Source organism: Streptomyces parvus, assembly GCF_014648875.1.
In the GTDB taxonomy this organism is placed as follows: Bacteria; Actinomycetota; Actinomycetes; order Streptomycetales; family Streptomycetaceae; genus Streptomyces; species Streptomyces parvus.
The window spans coordinates 585,859-603,390 of record NZ_BMRY01000001.1; the positions used below are offsets into that span (position 1 = coordinate 585,859).

The window sequence follows — 17,532 nt, forward strand, 5'->3', positions numbered from 1 at the left end:
CCCCGAGGCCCCGCTGACGCCCGATGCCCTGTTCACCCCCAAGGACCCGCTGACGCCCGGTCTCCCCTGCACCCCCGAGGAGTTGCGCCCGTGCCGCCTGCCCAGCACAGCCTGATGGTCCGCCTGCCGTCGGCCACCACCGACGCCGCACTCGACGCCGCACTCGCGGCGGCGGCCGGGCTGTGGTGGCCCGGGGACCACCGCCGTCCCCGCCTGTGGACGGAGTCCGTGCCCGCGCTGGCCGTGTCCGACACCGCGGCCGGGCGGCGCGCGGCCGAGGCCCGCCGCCCGGTCGCGCCCGGCCACCGGCTGCGCGCGGTGCTGCTGCGGTACGCGGACGAGCGGCGGGAAGAGGTGGCCGCGGGCCCCGACCTCGTCCTGACGGCCGCCGGATCCGCCCTGGACGCCCGGTCGTTGCGGCTCGTCGCCCGGGTGCTGCGGGGCGACCTGGCCCCGGATGCGGTGACGCCGCTCGCCGGACCGCTCCCGCTCGACCTGCGCCTCGACGAGGAGACCCGCCGCCTCGCCTCGGCGCTCGCGCTCACGGTCGGACGGTACGAGGGGGCGGCCGCGGTGCGCGTGGCCGTCCCCGTAACGGCCCGGGACCGGACGCCGTACGCGCTGGGGGCGCTCGACGGGTACGCGGTGTTCGCGGCGGACCTGTCGCCCGGCCGTACGGTCGCGGAGCTGCTGGCCACCGAGCCGGTCGCCCCGGCCGAGGGCGAGGAGCCACCCCTGTCGGAGCTGGTGGCGGGCGACGGAATCGGGCCCGCCACCCTGCCGACCGCCCCCGGCTCCCTTCCCGTACCGGCGCACCAGGTCCAGCGCGTCCGGCAGCAGTTGATGACCAGTCCGCCCGACACCCCGCTCTCCCTGCTGAATCCGCTGAGCGAGGCGGAGTCCGCGGAGCAACGTGCCTTCGGAGCACCCCTCGACGCTCCGGCCTCCCCTCTCCGTATCGACGACGCCTTCGCCGCACAGGTCGCCGCCCGCCCCGACGCTCCCGCGCTCACCGCCGGGAGCACCACGCTGTCGTACGCCGAACTGGACCGCCGTGCGGAGGTGTTGGCCGACGGCCTGTACGCCCACGGGGTCCGCCCCGGTGATCTCGTCGGACTCTGCCTGCCCCGCTCGACGGACCTGGTGGCGGCGATGCTCGCCGTGCTGAAGGCGGACGCGGTCCACGTACCGCTGGATCCGGAGCATCCGGCGGACCGGCGGGAGCGCACCGCGCGGGATGCCGGGGTCCGGCTGACGGTCGAGGACCCGGCGGCTCTCATCGGCCACCAGGCCCGCCCCGCCGCATCCCGCGGAGAGCCGGGCTCAGCCGCGTACGTCATCCACACCTCGGGCTCGACCGGCCGCCCCAAGGGCGTCCTCGTCCCGCACGCCAACGTGACGGCTCTCGTCGACGCCGTGCGCGAGGACTTCGGCCTCTCCCCCGACGACACCTGGACGTGTTTCCACTCGGCGGCCTTCGACTTCTCGGTGTGGGAGATCTGGGGCGCGCTGCTGACGGGCGGGCGGCTGGTGGTCGTGGACCACTGGACCACCCGGTCGCCGGAGGACTTCCACGCCCTGCTGGTCCGGGAGCGGGTGAGCGTGCTGAGCCAGACCCCCTCGGCGTTCACCCAGCTCGCGGCGGCCGACCGGGTCGCAGAGGAAGCGGTGGGCGCCCGGCTGGTGGTGCTGGGCGGCGAACCGCTGGACGCCCGGCCGCTGCTGGACTGGTTCGACCGGCACCCGGAGGGCCGCTGCCGACTGGTGAACATGTACGGGATCACCGAGACCACCGTCCATGTCACGGCGGCCACGGTGACCCGGCGGGAGGCGCTCGCCGGTTCCCGGTCGGTGGGGCGGCCGCTGCCCGGCTGGTCGGTCCGGGTCCTGGACGCCCACGGGTCCCCGGTGCCGCCGGGTGCCCCCGGGGAGATCGTGGTGGGCGGGGCGGGTGTGGCGCTCGGCTATCTGAACCGGACCGCCCTGACCGCCGAACGCTTCGTCCCGGACCCCCTGGACCCGGCGGGGCGGCGGCTCTACCGCAGCGGGGACCTGGGGCGGCTGCTGCCCGACGGATCGCTGGAACACCTGGGCCGGATCGACGACCAGGTGAAGGTGCGGGGCTTCCGGATCGAGCCGGGCGAGATCCGGCACGTACTGCTGGAGGACCCCGCGGTGTCGGCGGCGGCGGTCACCGTGTCCGGCAGCAACGGCGACGACGCGGCGGCCGTGCGGATCGACGCGTACGTGGTTCCGGCCCCCGGGTCGGACGAGGACCCCGGCCCCGTACGGGAGCGGGCGGCCCGGCTGCTGCCGGCGCACATGGTGCCCTCGACGGTGACCGTGCTGTCCGCCCTCCCCCTCACCGCGAACGGCAAGCTGGACCCGGCCCGGCTGCCCGCGCCCGGGACGCGGCGCGATCCGGTCACCGCGCCGGCCTCCCCGCACGCGGCGTCTCCCGCCGCCGCCCTCGCCGCCGTCTGGTGCGACGTGCTCGGCGTCGAGGCGATCGGCCCGGACGACGACTTCTGGGATCTGGGCGGCAATTCCCTGTACGCGATCCGGATCGGCACGCTCGCCCGGGAGCGCGGTCTGCCGGGCATCCCGCTGCGCCAGCTGTATCTGACGCCGACGCTGGGGGCGCTGTCCGAGGCCCTGGCCCTGGAGGCATGAGAAGACCGGAAGGCAGGAAAAGGGACAGGGGGTGACCGCCCCACACGGTCACCCCCCGGCTCACCGGCCCGTGGCTACGCGAAGCGCTGCTTCGCGCTGCCGTCGCACGTCTGGAGCTTGAGCGGGTCCTTCGCTCCCGCCAGCGTCAGACACAGGCCCGTCGCGGCGGCCGGGCGGATGGTGCCCGACTGCTGGACGAACTTCTGGTTGGCCGCGCCCGCGCAGTTCCACACGATGAGCGTGGCGCCCGGGTTGTACGTGGCGCCGGACACGTCCAGGCACCGGTCGTGGCTGAGCGCGGTGCGCAGGGTCTGCGTACCGGCGTCGTACCACCAGTTCTGGTTGCGCCCGCCGTGGCAGTCCCAGCCGCCGATGGCCGTGCCGTTACGGGTGACCGAGCCGGGCACGTCCACGCAGGTCCCGGTGGCCTCGTTCTTCAGCGGGGTGAACAGGTCGTCCCAGGCCTTGCCCGTCAGGACCGGGTTTCCCGTGCTCGCCGGGTCGGCGCAGCTCGCCTCGCGCAGTCCGGAGTCGTACAGCTGGGTCAGGCAGGAGGCGAAGGCCCGGTGGCCGGCCGCGTTGGGGTGGAACGACTGCCGGACCGAGTTCTCGTCGGGCAGGCCGGGCTTGCTCAGGTCGATGTAGAGGCCGCGCGCCCAGGGGGCCTCGCTGCACACCTCGTGGCCGTGGAAGAGGCGGGAGTTGTCGAGGTAGGAGGCCCCGGTGCTCGCGGCGGCCCTGCGCATCCCGGCCTGGAAGGCGGGTACGGCGGTGTTGCGGCCCCAGACGGTGTCGGAGTCGTAGCCGAGTCCGCCGCAGATCAGCTTGCCGGGAAAGTTCGGGTTGTCGCGGAAGTCCGGGCCGATCGGGCTCGGGTAGCCCATGAGGACGAGCTTGTAGTCGCTGTTCGCGTACCCGGCGTCGGTCATGACCGTCCGCAGATCGCGGACCGTCGACTCGACCTTGGGGACCAGCGCGTCGACGCGGGCCTGCCAGCCGCCCGCGTACTTCGGCTCGCAGGGTCCCTGGAGGGTGATGTAGCGGACCACGCAGTCGGTCATGACCGGGCCGAACTGGAGGTCGTCGTTGGCCCCGGCGACCAGGACGATCATCTTGATCCGGGTGTTGCGGGCCTTGATCGCGAGGCTGTCGCTCTGCACGAGCTCGTCGGCGTACTGCTTGTTTCCGCCGATTCTGATGTTCCCGGTATAGGCGCCGGAGCACGAGACGTTGTACGTGACGTCCGCCGCGATGCCCGTGCGGTGGATGGCGGCCTCCGGGGAGCGGTGGCACCAGTTGTCCGGCCCGTTCGTTCCGGGGTCGTAGGTGCCGACGCCCTCGCCGGAGATCTCGCTGTCGCCGAGCGAGATCAGCCCGGTCTTCCGTTCGGCGAGCGGCCGCTCGGCGGGGCTGCCGTACAGCTGGGTGGCTTCGGCGGCCCGGACGGCTTCCAGCGCGGGCGGAAGAGGGGTGGATGCGATAGAGCTGGTAGCCGACTCCGTCGCGCCCGCGGGTCCGGCGGCGGCCATACCGCCGACGGCAGCCGCGAGAGCGACGGCGGCGGCGACGGTACAGCGGAGCCGGCGAAGGCTTCGGAGCCCTCGAAGTCTGGTGCTGGTGCGCCTCATTGCGCCTCCCGGTAAGTGGTTACCCCCGGTATTTACTGGCTGGTAGGCCACTTGGGAATACAGAGAACAAGACAAGTGCTCATCTTTTTCAGGAGGTTTGAACACATGACTGACGCATCTGGTGACACGTCGGGTAATACCGGGTACCGGATCGAGCACGACTCGATGGGCGAGGTGCGGGTCCCCGCGCACGCCAAGTGGCGCGCGCAGACCCAGCGGGCGGTGGAGAACTTCCCCGTCTCCGGGCAGCGTCTGGAGCGGGCGCACATCGAGGCGCTGGCCCGGATCAAGGGCGCGGCCGCCAAGGTCAACGCCGAGCTCAAGGTGCTGGATCCGGACGTCGCCGCCGCGATCCAGGAGGCCGCCGCGGAGGTCGCCTCGGGCCGCTGGGACGAGCACTTCCCGGTCGACGTGTTCCAGACGGGGTCGGGCACCTCGTCGAACATGAACACCAACGAGGTGATCGCCACCCTGGCCACCGAGCGCCTCGGCCGCGAGGTCCACCCCAACGACCATGTGAACGCCTCGCAGTCGTCCAACGACGTCTTCCCGTCCTCCATCCACATCGCGGCCACCGCCGCCGTGACGGCCGATCTGATCCCGGCGCTCGATCACCTGGCCGATTCCCTGGGGCGGAAATCAGCCGAATTCGCGGAGGTCGTGAAGTCCGGCCGTACGCACCTGATGGACGCCACCCCGGTCACCCTCGGCCAGGAGTTCGGCGGCTACGCGGCGCAGATCCGCTACGGCGTGGAGCGGCTGCGCGCCTCCCTGCCCCGGCTCGCCGAACTGCCCCTGGGCGGTACGGCGGTGGGCACCGGCATCAACACCCCGCCCGGCTTCTCCGCCGCCGTGATCACGGAGGTCGCCGAGGCCACGGGGCTGCCGCTGACCGAGGCCCGCGACCACTTCGAGGCCCAGGGCGCGCGGGACGGGCTGGTGGAGACCTCGGGCCAGCTGCGGACCATCGCGGTGTCGCTGACGAAGATCTCCAACGATCTGCGGTGGATGGCCTCGGGTCCTCGCACAGGGCTCGCGGAGATCGCGCTGCCCGACCTCCAGCCGGGCTCGTCGATCATGCCGGGCAAGGTCAATCCGGTCATCCCGGAGGCGGTCCTGATGGTCGCCGCCCAGGTCACCGGCAACGACGCGACGGTCGCCACGGCCGGCGCGGCGGGCAACTTCGAGCTGAACGTGATGCTCCCGGTGATCGCGAAGAACCTCCTGGAGTCCGTGCGGCTGCTGGCCAACGCCTCCAGGCTGCTCGCGGACCGTACGGTCGACGGCATCACCGCCGACGTCGAGCGGGCCCGCGCCTATGCCGAATCGTCCCCTTCGGTGGTGACCCCGCTGAACAAGTACATCGGCTACGAGGAGGCGGCGAAGGTCGCGAAGAAGTCCCTGAAGGACGGAACGACGATCCGCGAGACGGTCCTGGCCTCGGGTTATGTCGAGCGCGGCGACCTGACGCTGGAACAGCTCGACGAGGCGCTGGACGTCCTGCGGATGACCCGTCCGTGATCGTCGGGTGACCTGAGTCGCAGCGGGCCGGTGGGAGCGCTCCGTAAGATCTATCCATGACAGGTACGGGAGAGTGCGCACGCTGGGCGCCGGGGGACCAGATCCTCTGGCGCTACCGCGACAACGGCCGGGCCCACCGGACGGCCGGTGCCGCGCCCGTGCACATCTGCCGACCGGTGACCGTCGTGCAGGACACCGACGAGCTGCTCGCCGTCTGGATGGCGCCGGGCACCGAGTGCGTGCGGCCGGTCCTGGCGAACGGCACCCAGGTGCACGCCGAGCCGCTCGCCACCCGCTACACCGCGCCGCGCACCACGGCCCGCTCGACGTGGTTCGGCTCCGGGGTGCTGAAGCTGGCCCGGCCGGGCGACCCGTGGTCGGTGTGGCTGTTCTGGGACCGCGGCTGGATGTTCCGCAACTGGTACGTGAACCTGGAGGAGCCCCGCACCCGGTGGTCCGGAGGGGTGGATTCCGAGGATCACTTTCTCGACATCTCCGTGAACCCCGACCGGAGCTGGAAATGGCTCGACGAGGACGAGTTCGCGCAGGCTCAGCACGTCGGCCTGATGGACCGCGGGACGGCCCGGCGGGTCCGGGAGGCGGGCCTGGCGGCGGTCGAGGTGATCACCGGCTGGGGGTCGCCGTTCCGGGACGGCTGGGAGCACTGGCGGCCCGATCCGGGGTGGCAGGTTCCGCCGCTGCCGGATGACTGGGACCGCACCCCTGCCCGTATGCCGTCGTGAGACCCTGGGAGAACCCTTCGGGCGGCCTGGTCGGCAGGTCCGGTCGCACGGAGGGCCGATCGCCGCAACCAGCGGGCACCACACCGGAACTGACCACAAGTCACCACACCGGTCGTGCGGAGCGACGGGCCACGGACCCGGACGTTCCGCGCGGTCGCGGGAGCCACTACGAGGGGGTGGAGACATGCACGCCGTCCGCTGCCCGCTCGCCGCGTCCGCTGCCGGAGGGGGCGCCTGTCGGCCATCTCCGCGGCGCTCGGTTTCGGCCCCTTCATCGGGGGCATCCGGTGACAGCCGTTGTTCTTCCCGCGCTTGCCGGGGCACAGTGACGCCCCACGAGGTGACTGCCTCATCCAACCGGCCCGGACGGACGGAATCCCACGCGTGACGGAGCACCCCACCTCCCACGAAGGCCGGCAGCCGCTGGCCGCCCGGCCGCAGGAGCGCGCCCGGCCCCGGCAGCAGGACGCCGCGGCCGCGGCCGCCGCTGCAGCGGTACCGGCTCCGGCCTCCGCGCCGAACCCGGGTCCCGGAGCGGCCGCCGTCGCCGACGCGCAGGCGGCCACCCGCCGTGAGGGCGACCGGCTGCGGTTCGTCGGCGCGGCGACCCGGCGGATCGCCCGGGGCATAGATCTGGACGAGATCGTCCTCGGGCTGTGCCGGGCCAGTGTGCCGACGTTCTCCGACGCGATCCTGGTCTACCTCCGCGACCCGCTGCCGGTGGGCGACGAGCGCCCGGTGAGCCCGTTCGTCCTGCGGCTGCGGCGCAGCGACCGGCTGCGCGTCAGCGACGAGGAGGGCGCCGAGGCGGCCGGTTCCGAGACGGAGCGGCTGCGGCCGCTGATCCTCGACCCGCAGGCCGATCTGATGCCCGCCGCCGAGCTGTGCGAGGTGCGGGCGGGCGGTGCGCTGGCCGAGGTGCTGCGCGGGGTGCGGCCGGTCTTCGGCGACTCCGCGGCGGCGCGGGCCGCGCTGCCGGAGCTGCTCGGCCCCGGCCGGTCCGTCCCCACCGGGCACCGGGCGATCCTGGCCCCGCTGCGCGGCCGGCGGCGGGTCATCGGGGCGGCGGTCTTCGTGCGCGGCACCGAGCGCACCCCGTTCGAGGCCAGTGATCTGCTGGTCGCCGCGCAGTTGGCGACGCACACCGCGCTCGGCATCGACAAGGCCGTGCTGTACGGGCGCGAGGCCTACATCGCCGACGAGCTGCAGCGCACGATGCTGCCCGACTCGCTCCCCCAGCCCACCGGCGTCCGGCTCGCCTCGCGCTACCTCCCGGCGGCCGAGACGGCCCGGGTCGGCGGTGACTGGTACGACGCGATCCCGCTGCCCGGCAGCCGGGTCGCGCTGGTCGTCGGCGATGTGATGGGCCATTCCATGACCTCGGCGGCGATCATGGGCCAGCTCCGGACGACGGCGCAGACCCTGGCGCAGCTCGATCTGCCGCCGCAGGAGGTGCTGCACCACCTGGACGAGCAGGCGCAGCGGCTCGGCAGCGACCGGATGGCGACGTGCCTGTACGCGGTGTACGACCCGGTCGCGCACCGGATCACCATCGCCAACGCCGGGCACCCGCCGCCCGTGCTGCTGCATCTGGGCGGGCGGGCCGAGGTGCTGCGGGTGCCGCCGGGCGCCCCGATCGGGGTGGGCGGCGTCGACTTCGAGGCCGTCGAGCTGGACGCGCCCGCCGGGGCGACGCTGCTCCTCTACACCGACGGTCTGGTGGAGTCGCGGCTGCGGGACGTGTGGACGGGCATCGAGCAGCTGCGGGAGCGCCTGGCGGCGACCGCGCAGCTCACCGGGGACGACCACTCGCCGCCGCTGGAAGCGCTCTGCGACGACGTGCTGGACATGCTCGGGCCGGGCGACCGGGACGACGACATCGCGCTGCTGGCCGCCCGTTTCGACGGGATCGCGCCGAGCGATGTGGCGTACTGGTATCTGGAGCCGGAGGACGCGGCCCCGCGCCGGGCCCGCCGGCTGGCCCGGCGGGCGCTGAGCCGCTGGGGTCTGGACGAGCTGGCCGACGAGGTGGAGCTGCTGGTCAGCGAGGTCGTCACCAACGCGGTGCGCTATGCGGAGCGGCCGGTGACCCTGCGGCTGCTGCGGACCGACATCCTGCGCTGCGAGGTCGGCGACGACTCCCCGCAGCTGCCGAGGCAGCGCCGGGCGCGCGAGACGGACGAGGGCGGGCGCGGGCTGTTCCTGGTCAACCGGCTGGCCCGGCGGTGGGGAGCGACCCGCCTGTCGACCGGCAAGGTCGTGTGGTTCGAGATGGCGGCCCGGGCTCAGTAGCGGGCGGCTCTACGGACATGAGGGAGGGGCGGACCGATCGGTCCGCCCCTCCCTCATGTCCGTAGAGCCGTGTCCGTGGTGCTGTCAGGCCGTCACTGCCCGAGCAGACCGTTGCCGCCGGGCCGCTCGCCCGGCTGCCCGTCGTCCTCGCCGGGCTGGGGCGGCAGCTCCGGGCTGGTGGGGGGCGTGGTGGCCGGCGGGCTGATGGTCGGCGGCGCGGGCGTGGTCGGGGTCTCGCTCGGCGTCTCGCTCGGCGTCTGCGAGGGCGTGTCCGACGGGGTCGGCTCCTCGGACTCCGTGGGCTCCTCGGAGGGCGTGTCCGACGGGGTCGGCGGGGCGGGCACCTCGCCGCGCTCGACGTCCTGGAGGTCGAACGTCTTGCCGGACCCGCCGTCGAGGGCGCCGAGGGTGTAGTCGGCCCAGATGCGGGCCGGGAAGCCGCTGCCGCTGGCGCGGCCGGAGTTGGCCGTACCGGTCAGGGAGACCTGCTTGCGGCCGCCGTCGCCCTCGCCGAAGAGGGCCACGACCGTGGTCAGTTCCGGGGTGTACCCGGCGAACCAGGCGGACTTGTTGTTCTCGGAGGTGCCGGTCTTGGCCGCCGCGTCGTAGGCGGGGCTGTTGGCCGCGCCCCCGGAACCGGCGTCGACGACTCCGGTGAGCGCCTTGGTCACGGTGTCGGCGGAGGCGCGGCTGATGGCCTGCTCCCGCTTGGGCTTCTCGGGGTTCACCGTGCGGTCGCGGTGCTCGGCGGACTGGAGGATGTGCGGGGTGACCTTCTGGCCGTGGTTGTCGAGCGTGGCGTACACGCCGGCCATGTCCCAGGTCGAGGCGTTCATGGTGCCGAGGGTGACGGCGGGGCGCTCGGGGAAGTTCTTGTCCGGCACGCCGAGGGCGAGGGCGGTCTCCTTGGCCTTGGCCGGCGTCACGTCCACGATCATCTGGGCGAACACGGAGTTGACCGAGCTGTTCATGGCCTTCTGGACGGAGATCGGGCCGTAGCTGCGGTCGTCCTGGTTCTGCGGGGCGAACGGGGTGTCGCTGCCGACGACGGGCCGCTTGCTGGTGCCGTCGTAGACGGTGTTGAGCCCGATCAGGCTGCCGTCCTGGGTCTCCGACTCGTTCTCCAGGGCGGAGGCGAGCACGAGCGGCTTGAAGGTGGAGGCGGGCTGGTAGTCCTGGCGGGTGGCGTTGCTGATGTAGTGCTTGATGTAGTCCTCGCCGCCGTACAGGGCGACGACCTTGCCGGTCTTCGGGTCGACGGAGGTGGCGCCGGCCTGGACGGTGGCGTCGACCTTGTTGCCCTCGCGGTCGAGCTTGGACTCCAGCTGGTCGTCGACCGCCTTCTCCAGCGCCTGCTGGCGCTTCTTGTCGACGGTGAGGGTGAAGGTCCAGCCGCCTGCGTCACGGTCCTGCTCGGTGACGCCCTGCTTCTCCAGCTCCTTGTTGGCCGCCTCGACTAGATAGCCGGTCTGGCCCTCCATGCCCGCGGCCGGCTTCGGCTTCTGCGGCTTGGCGAACGTCAGCTTCGCCTTCTCGGACTCGGTCAGCCAGTCCATCTCGACCATGTTGCGCAGGGTGTAGGCCCAGCGCTCCTTGACCAGCTTCTTGCCGGTGTCGGTGGCGGAGTTCCAGTCGTACTGACTGGGGGCCTGGAGGACGGAGGCGAGGTACGCGCCCTGGGAGACGTTCAGGTCCTTGGCGTCGACGCCGTAGTAGGCCTGGGCGGCGGCCTGGATGCCGCTGGCGCCGCGACCGTAGTAGGCGGTGTTGATGTACCCGGCGAGGATCTGGTCCTTGGACATCTGCTGGTCGATCTTGAGCGAGATCACCAGCTCCTTGAGCTTGCGGCTCACGGTGGGGTCCTGCGTCAGGTAGTAGTTCTTCACGTACTGCTGGGTGATGGTCGAGCCACCCTGCTTGCCCTTGCCGCTGAGCGTGTTGAGCACACCGCGCGTGGTGCCCTTCAGGTCGACGCCCTGGTCCTTGTAGAAGGTCTTGTTCTCGGCGGCGACGAAGGCGTGCTGGACCTTCTTCGGCACCTCGTCCAGGTCGACGATCTGGCGGTTGACGCCCTTGCCGGTCCGGGCGAGAACCGTGCCGTCGCTGTACTTGTAGACGTTGCTCTGCCGCTCCGCCATGGCGTTGGCGGCGGGGACGTCGACGTACAGGTAGAGCGCGCCGAAGGCGCCCATGCCCAGCAGGACGATCCCGAAGAACGTGCCCAGCAACTTCTTCCACGTGAAGAGTCTGCGTATGCCGCCGCTCTTCGCGGCCCGGCGCGACTCCTGCGCCTGGGCTCGTCGCGCATCCGCTCGACCCATTGGTGTGTTGCTCCCGCTTCTCTGCTCGGCCGGTTCGCTCGGTTTCCTCTGTTCGCTCAGACCTGCCAGCTAACACCGAAGACAGGGACAAAAGACAAGCGATCCGGCCTTTTACGGACGTGAGAATCAGCACCCGCCTCTACAGGAACCGACTCCCCAGGGGTGGACATGGTTGCGAGAACCGTTAATGTGTAATCACATTGCTAGCGCGGTGCGATACCGCGGCGAACGGGGGACCCCATGACCGAACAGCACGACGACCACCGCCCCGACACCTCGGCGGCGGATCTCTCGATCGACGCTCCCGACATGCCCGCACCGCAGGTCAGGGAGGTCGTCGCGCACTCCATCCCGGGCGGCCTCGGGCTGCTGCTGACCGTGCTCGGCGTCTTCGCCGGGATCGGCCTGGGCATCTTCGGCGGGGTGATCGGGGCGAACGGCAACAACGCGGTCGGTGTCCCGCTGCTCATCTTCGGGGTGCTCCTGGTGCTCACCTCGTTCTTCTGCATGAGCGGTGTGAAGATGGTCGCTCCGGGCGAGGCGCGGGTGATCCAGCTCTTCGGCCGGTACGTCGGCACCATCCGCACCGACGGGCTGCGCTGGGTCAACCCGCTGACCTCCAGCCGCAAGATCTCCACCCGCGTCCGCAACCACGAGACCGCCGTCCTCAAGGTCAACGACGCCTACGGCAACCCGATCGAGCTGGCCTCGATCGTCGTCTGGAAGGTCGAGGACACCGCCCAGGCGCTCTTCGAGGTCGACGACTTCCTGGAGTTCGTCGCCACCCAGACCGAGTCGGCCGTCCGGCACATCGCCATCGAGTACCCGTACGACGCCCACGAGGAGGACGGCCTCTCGCTGCGGGGCAACGCCGAGGAGATCACCGAGAAGCTGGCCGCCGAGCTGACCGCCCGGGTGCAGGCCGCGGGCGTCCGGATCATCGAGTCGCGCTTCAGCCACCTCGCGTACGCCCCCGAGATCGCCTCCGCCATGCTCCAGCGCCAGCAGGCCGGCGCGGTCGTCGCGGCCCGCCAGCAGATCGTCGAGGGCGCGGTGGGCATGGTCGAGATGGCCCTGCACCGGATCGCCGAGCAGGACATCGTGGAGCTGGACTCCGAGCGGAAGGCCGCCATGGTCAGCAATCTGATGGTGGTGCTGTGCGGTGACCGCAGCGCCCAGCCGGTCCTCAACACGGGCACCCTCTACCAGTGACCGACCAGACGCCTCCCCGGCCGACGCCGGCGTCCCGGTCGCAGCAGCGCAAGCAGATGCTGCTGCGGCTGGACCCCGCGGTGCACGACGCACTCGCCCGCTGGGCCTCCGACGAACTGCGCAGCGCCAACGCGCAGATCGAGTTCCTGCTGCGGCGGGCGCTCGCGGAGGCGGGCCGGCTGCCCGGGGCGGCGCGGCCGATTCCCCGGCGGGGGCGGCCGCCCGGACAGCCGCCGGAGGAGCCGGAGACCTCGCCCGGGAACGGCGGCCGGGACACCCCGTAGCACCGCTCCCCCGGTACGTAACCACCCCGCGACCCCGGCCCACCCCATGGGCCGGGGTTGCTTTTCGGACGCGTATACATCGGGGGTATACACACCGTGTAGAGTGCTCCTCATGTCTATCGGTCACACCCTCCTCGGGCTCCTGGAGTCCGGCCCCCGCCACGGCTACGACCTGAAGCGGACCTTCGACGAGAAGTTCGGCCAGGACCGCCCGCTCCACTACGGCCAGGTCTATTCGACGATGTCCCGGCTCCTGAAGAACGGACTCGTCGAGGTCGACGGCGTCGAGAGCGAAGGAGGCCCCGAGCGCAAGCGGTACGCGATCACCGACGCCGGGATCACCGATGTCTCGCAGTGGCTGGCCCAGCCCGAGAAGCCGGAGCCCTACCTCCAGTCGATGCTCTACACCAAGGTCGTCCTCGCGCTGCTGACCGACCGCAGCGCGGCCGACCTGCTGGACACCCAGCGCTCGGCGCATCTGCGGATGATGCGCATCCTCACCGACCGGAAGCGCAAGGGCGACCTCGCCGACCAGTTGATCTGCGACCATGCCCTGTTCCACCTCGAAGCCGATCTGCGCTGGCTGGAACTGACTGCCGCCCGTCTCGACCAGCTCGCCAAGGTGGTGGCTCCGTGATTCCCGAAGGCTCCCTGCTCGCCGCGCACGATCTGCGCAAGACCTACGGTTCGACGCCCGCCCTGGACGGCGCGTCGTTCTCAGTGCACCCCGGCGAGGTCGTCGCCGTGATGGGCCCCTCCGGCTCCGGCAAGTCGACCCTGCTGCACTGCCTGGCCGGGATCATCACGCCCGACTCCGGCACCATCACCTACGCGGGCCGCGAGCTGTCCGCGATGTCGGACGCCGAGCGCAGCGCCCTGCGGCGCAGCGAATTCGGCTTCGTCTTCCAGTTCGGCCAGCTCGTCCCCGAGCTGACCTGCGTGGAGAACGTCGCCCTGCCGCTGCGGCTCAACGGCGTGCGGCGCAAGGCGGCCGAGCGCACCGCGCTGGAGTGGATGGAGCGTCTGGAGGTCGACGACCTCGGCTCCAAGCGCCCCGGTGAGGTCTCCGGCGGTCAGGGCCAGCGGGTCGCCGTGGCCCGCGCGCTGGCCGGGTCGCCGAAGGTGATCTTCGCGGACGAGCCGACCGGCGCGCTGGACTCCCTCAACGGCGAGCGGGTGATGGAGCTGCTCACCGAGGCCGCCCGGTCCGCCAACGTCGCCGTGGTCCTGGTGACCCACGAGGCCCGGGTCGCCGCCTACTCCGACCGTGACGTCACCGTGCGCGACGGCCGGGCCCGGGATCTGGAGCACTCCGCATGACGCTGCTCGACTCCCCCAAGGCCCTGCCCGCCGCGCCGGAGCGCCCGAAGCCGCCCTCGCGCGCCGCGGCGACCCTCCGCGACCTCGGCCTCGGCGTCCGGTTCGCCGCCGCCGGTGGCCGCGAGGGCTGGATCCGTACGCTGCTGACCGCCGTCGGCGTCGGACTCGGGGTCGCGCTGCTGCTGCTCGCCTCCTCCGTGCCGCATCTGCTCGACGAACGGAACGCGCGCGACCAGGCGCGCAGCGAGACACGGATCTCCGACTCACCCGACGCGATGGCGGCGAAGTCGGACAGCTCGGTGGTGCGGATCAACGTCGCCACCGAGTACCGGGACCGGACGGTCGCCGGGTATCTGATGCGCGCGGACGGATCGGCGCCGGCCCTGCCGCCGGGGGTCGACCGCTTCCCGGCGGCGGACACCATGGTGGTCTCCCCCGCGCTGAAGGAGTTGCTGTCCGACCCGGGCAACGCGCTGCTGCGCGAGCGACTGCCGTACGAGATCACCGGCACGATCGGGGACACCGGGCTGCGCTCCCCCAACGAACTCCTCTACTACGCGGGCAGCGACACCCTGACGCCCGCGAAGGGCGGCCACCGCATCGGCGGGTACGGGGACTCCCGCGAGGGCGTTCCCCTGCCGCCGTTGCTGATCGTCCTCACCGTGATGGTCTGTGTCGTGCTGCTGGTGCCGGTCGCCATCTTCATCGCCACCGCCGTGCGCTTCGGCGGCGACCGGCGCGACCGCAGGCTCGCGGCCCTGCGCCTGGTCGGCGCGGACATCCGTACCACCCGGCGCGTCGCCGCCGGGGAGGCGCTGTTCGGGGCGGTGCTCGGGCTGCTGATCGGGCTGGCCTTCTTCCTCGTGGGACGGGAGTTCGTCGGCTCGGTGGAGATCTGGGACGTCAGCGCGTTCCCGGCCGACGTGGTGCCCGATCCGCTGCTCGCCCTGCTGATCACGGTCGCGGTGCCGCTGACCGCCGTGCTCGTCACGCTGGTCGCGATGCGCTCGGTGGCGATCGAGCCGCTCGGTGTCGTACGCCGGGGGAAGAACCGGGGCCGTCGGCTCTGGTGGCGGCTGCTCGTGCCCGTCGCGGGTCTGGCGGTGCTCGGAACCACCGGCCGGGTCGACGAGTACGCCTACGAACCGGTGAAGCCGTTCCCGATCGCGGCCGGTGCCGTGCTGGTGCTGGTCGGTCTCGCCCTGCTGCTGCCGTGGCTGGTCGAGGCGTGTGTGAAGCGGCTGCGCGGCGGTCCGGTGCCCTGGCAACTGGCCGTGCGCAGGCTCCAGCTGAGCAGCGAGGCCGCGTCCCGCGCGGTCAGCGGGGTCACGGTCGCGGTGGCGGGGGCGATCGCCCTCCAGATGCTGTTCGCGGCGATGAACGCCGACTTCAACCGGGCGACCGGCCAGGACCCCGCGCGGGCCCAGTTCGCCGCGTACTCGGAGGACGTCACCGGCGAGGCGGCCACCTCGGCCATCGAGAAGTTCCGCGCCACCAAGGGCGTGGAGGTGGTGATCGGTTCGGTGCAGGCGTACGCCTCCAAGCCCGGCGTCTACACGGACGACGACATCCCGCCCACCACCTCGATGACCGTCGGCACCTGCGACACCCTGCGCGAGCTGGCCCGGATCACCTCCTGCGAGGACGGCGACACCTTCGTCGTCCACCCGCCGGGCGACAAGGACATGTCCGCCTGGGTCGACCGCACGGCCCGCAAGGGCAAGGTGGTCGAGATCGGCACCGGGGACGGCGAGCCGCTGCGGTGGACGCTGCCCGCCGGCTCCCCGACGGTGCAGGGCCGCAAGGACCCGATGGGTGACGTTCACTACGGAATCATGGCCACCACCGGCGCGGTCGACGCGAGTGCGCTGCCCGGCGCGCAGATCACCGCCCAGATCCGGGTGGACAGGAGCGTGCCGGACGTCGCGGAGTACGTACGGAACACGGCGGCCCGCATCGATCCCGGGATGCGCTTCGTCACGCTGGACTCGGTGGAGCGCGACCGGCAGTACGACAGCATCCAGACCGGGCTCAAGGTCGGGGCGAGTGTGGTGCTGCTGTTGATCGCGGCCTCGATGCTGGTCTCCCAGGTGGAGCAGTTGCGCGAGCGCAAGCGGCTGCTGTCGGTGCTGGTCGCCTTCGGCACCCGGCGTACGACGATGGGCTGGTCGGTGCTGTGGCAGACCGCCGTCCCGGTCTTCCTCGGCCTGGTGGTCGCGGTCGCGGGCGGGCTGGGACTGGGCGCCGTGCTGGCCTGGATGATCGCGAAGTCCGTCTCCGACTGGTGGCTGTTCCTGCCGCTGACGGGGGTCGGCGCGGGGCTGATCCTGCTGGTGACGGCGGCGTCGATGCCCTCGCTGTGGCGGCTGATGCGGCCGGACGGGCTGCGGACGGAGTAGCGGGAACGGGGATCACGCGGGTGCGGCCGGGCGGACGTCCGGCCGCACCCGCGTGTATTCATGCGGCAGCGGCGTCGACCGTCCGCACCGGCAGCGGCTTCATCGCCTCGCGCAGGGCGGCCGCGAACTCCTCGAACTCGCCGCCCCGCGCCGACCCGGTCCGCATCGTCAGCGCGACCCGCCGGGTGGGCGCCGGGTCCGCGAAGTACCCGGTGGACAGGGCGTCGTTGCGGCCGGTCTCCACCGTCACCGCGGTGCGCGGCAGCAGCGTCACGCCGAGCCCGCCGGCCACCAGCTGGACGAGGGTGGAGAGCCCGGCGGCGGTCGTGGTGACCGGTGCGCCCTGGGTGCGCCCGGCCTCGCGGCAGATGTCCAGGGCCTGGTCGCGCAGGCAGTGCCCCTCGTCCAGGAGCAGCAGCGGCAGTTCGCGCAGCGCGTCCCGGGGGATGTCCGCGCGGCCGCCGAGCCAGTGGTCCTGCTCCATGACCAGCACGAAGTCCTCGTCGAAGAGCGGGATCTCGGTGACGCCCGGCACCCCGAGCGGCACGGCGAGCAGCAGCAGGTCGAGCCGCCCGGCGGCGAGCCCTTCGAGCAGCGAGGAGGTCTGCTCCTCGTGGACCTGGAGGTCGAGGTCCGGGTAGCGCTCGTGGACGAGGCGGAGCACGGTGGGCAGGAGGTACGGGGCGACGGTCGGGATCACGCCGAGCCGGAGGACTCCGGTGAACGGGGCCCGGACCGCCTCCGCCTCCTCCATCAGCGCGGCGACGGCCTCCAGGACCGCCCCGGCCCGCACCGCGAGCCGCTCCCCCGCGGGCGAGAGCAGCACCTTGCGCGTCGTACGCTCGATGAGCTGGACACCCAGTGCCTCCTCCAGGGTGGAGACCGCTCCGGAGAGTGCCGGCTGACTCATCCCGATTGCTGCCGCCGCGTCCCGGAAGTGCAGATGTTCCGCCACGGCCGTGAAGGCCCGCAGCTGGGACAGGCTGGGCTGCTTGGCGGGCGACTTACCGGACTGCTTGGGGCGTACGCCCTGATTCACCTGGGTCACTGATAGGTACCTCCGATCATCCGGACCGAGTGTAGCTATTTCTGTGATCAATGCACTCTGTGCCAGGGTAGGAGCCGTCCAACCCTCAGGA

General features: G+C 72.1%; 12 protein-coding genes. 9 read left to right on the plus strand and 3 right to left on the minus strand.

The window, feature by feature from the left end:
• The first annotated feature begins 90 nt into the window (after positions 1 to 90).
• On the plus strand, positions 91 to 2,673 hold the full coding sequence (locus tag IE140_RS02530) for an amino acid adenylation domain-containing protein (RefSeq protein ID WP_150194720.1): 2,583 nt from the start codon (positions 91 to 93) through the stop codon (positions 2,671 to 2,673).
• 74 nt (positions 2,674 to 2,747) lie between these two features.
• Here IE140_RS02530 and IE140_RS02535 read toward each other — a convergent pair whose 3' ends face one another.
• The gene (locus IE140_RS02535) at positions 2,748 to 4,301 is read right to left on the minus strand and encodes a ricin-type beta-trefoil lectin domain protein (RefSeq protein ID WP_150194718.1); all 1,554 of its coding nucleotides are present in this window, start codon (positions 4,299 to 4,301) and stop codon (positions 2,748 to 2,750) included.
• A gap of 105 nt (positions 4,302 to 4,406) precedes the next feature.
• Between IE140_RS02535 and IE140_RS02540 the strand changes: the two genes are divergently transcribed.
• The 3 genes from IE140_RS02540 to IE140_RS02550 all read left to right on the plus strand — a co-directional run bounded on the left by IE140_RS02540 (position 4,407) and on the right by IE140_RS02550 (position 8,857).
• Entirely contained in the window at positions 4,407 to 5,822 is a 1,416-nt protein-coding gene (locus IE140_RS02540; protein ID WP_150194716.1) for a class II fumarate hydratase, read from the plus strand.
• 56 nt (positions 5,823 to 5,878) lie between these two features.
• Positions 5,879 to 6,565: a cytidylyl-2-hydroxypropylphosphonate hydrolase gene (fomD, locus tag IE140_RS02545; RefSeq protein WP_088573151.1), complete on the plus strand. Its 687-nt coding sequence runs from the start codon at positions 5,879 to 5,881 to the stop codon at positions 6,563 to 6,565.
• Between the two features lie 384 nt (positions 6,566 to 6,949).
• The gene (locus IE140_RS02550; RefSeq protein ID WP_093444936.1) at positions 6,950 to 8,857 is read left to right on the plus strand and encodes an ATP-binding SpoIIE family protein phosphatase; all 1,908 of its coding nucleotides are present in this window, start codon (positions 6,950 to 6,952) and stop codon (positions 8,855 to 8,857) included.
• Positions 8,858 to 8,949: 92 nt separating this feature from the next.
• On the opposite strand, the gene IE140_RS02555 is transcribed toward IE140_RS02550, so the two are convergent.
• Entirely contained in the window at positions 8,950 to 11,178 is a 2,229-nt protein-coding gene (locus IE140_RS02555) for a transglycosylase domain-containing protein (protein ID WP_150194714.1), read from the minus strand.
• A 240-nt stretch (positions 11,179 to 11,418) separates the two neighbouring features.
• On the opposite strand from IE140_RS02555, the gene IE140_RS02560 reads away from it, so the two are divergent.
• The 5 genes from IE140_RS02560 (at position 11,419) to IE140_RS02580 (ending at position 16,393) form a co-directional block, all read left to right on the plus strand.
• A complete protein-coding gene (locus tag IE140_RS02560) occupies positions 11,419 to 12,390 on the plus strand; it encodes an SPFH domain-containing protein (RefSeq protein ID WP_150194712.1) in 972 nt (323 codons plus the stop codon).
• Positions 12,387 to 12,674 carry a type II toxin-antitoxin system antitoxin gene (locus IE140_RS02565; protein WP_150194710.1) on the plus strand — a complete coding sequence of 96 codons (288 nt, stop codon included), beginning with the start codon at positions 12,387 to 12,389 and terminating at the stop codon, positions 12,672 to 12,674. The genes IE140_RS02560 and IE140_RS02565 overlap by 4 nt, the downstream gene beginning before the upstream one ends.
• Before the next feature lie 112 nt (positions 12,675 to 12,786).
• Complete coding sequence (locus IE140_RS02570; RefSeq protein ID WP_150194708.1) at positions 12,787 to 13,311, plus strand: PadR family transcriptional regulator; 525 nt, start codon at positions 12,787 to 12,789, stop codon at positions 13,309 to 13,311.
• On the plus strand, positions 13,308 to 13,994 hold the full coding sequence (locus tag IE140_RS02575) for an ABC transporter ATP-binding protein (RefSeq protein WP_093444940.1): 687 nt from the start codon (positions 13,308 to 13,310) through the stop codon (positions 13,992 to 13,994). The genes IE140_RS02570 and IE140_RS02575 overlap by 4 nt, the downstream gene beginning before the upstream one ends.
• Positions 13,991 to 16,393 (plus strand): FtsX-like permease family protein, encoded by a 2,403-nt coding sequence (locus IE140_RS02580; protein ID WP_150194706.1) that lies wholly within the window; start codon positions 13,991 to 13,993, stop codon positions 16,391 to 16,393. Before IE140_RS02575 ends, IE140_RS02580 begins: the two co-directional genes overlap by 4 nt.
• Before the next feature lie 58 nt (positions 16,394 to 16,451).
• Here IE140_RS02580 and IE140_RS02585 read toward each other — a convergent pair whose 3' ends face one another.
• Positions 16,452 to 17,441, minus strand: coding sequence for a hydrogen peroxide-inducible genes activator (locus IE140_RS02585; protein WP_150194704.1), 990 nt, complete (start codon positions 17,439 to 17,441; stop codon positions 16,452 to 16,454).
• Positions 17,442 to 17,532: the final 91 nt, after the last annotated feature.

Bases quoted from the DNA above. Each gene is read 5' to 3' on its own strand.
- IE140_RS02540 (WP_150194716.1), top strand. From the start codon at position 4,407: ATGACTGACGCATCTGGTGACACGTCGGGTAATACCGGGTACCGGATC.
- IE140_RS02580 (WP_150194706.1), top strand. From the start codon at position 13,991: ATGACGCTGCTCGACTCCCCCAAGGCCCTGCCCGCCGCGCCGGAGCGC.
- IE140_RS02560 (WP_150194712.1), top strand. From the start codon at position 11,419: ATGACCGAACAGCACGACGACCACCGCCCCGACACCTCGGCGGCGGAT.
- fomD (WP_088573151.1), top strand. From the start codon at position 5,879: ATGACAGGTACGGGAGAGTGCGCACGCTGGGCGCCGGGGGACCAGATC.
- IE140_RS02570 (WP_150194708.1), top strand. From the start codon at position 12,787: ATGTCTATCGGTCACACCCTCCTCGGGCTCCTGGAGTCCGGCCCCCGC.
- IE140_RS02555 (WP_150194714.1), bottom strand. From the start codon at position 11,178: ATGGGTCGAGCGGATGCGCGACGAGCCCAGGCGCAGGAGTCGCGCCGG.
- IE140_RS02535 (WP_150194718.1), bottom strand. From the start codon at position 4,301: ATGAGGCGCACCAGCACCAGACTTCGAGGGCTCCGAAGCCTTCGCCGG.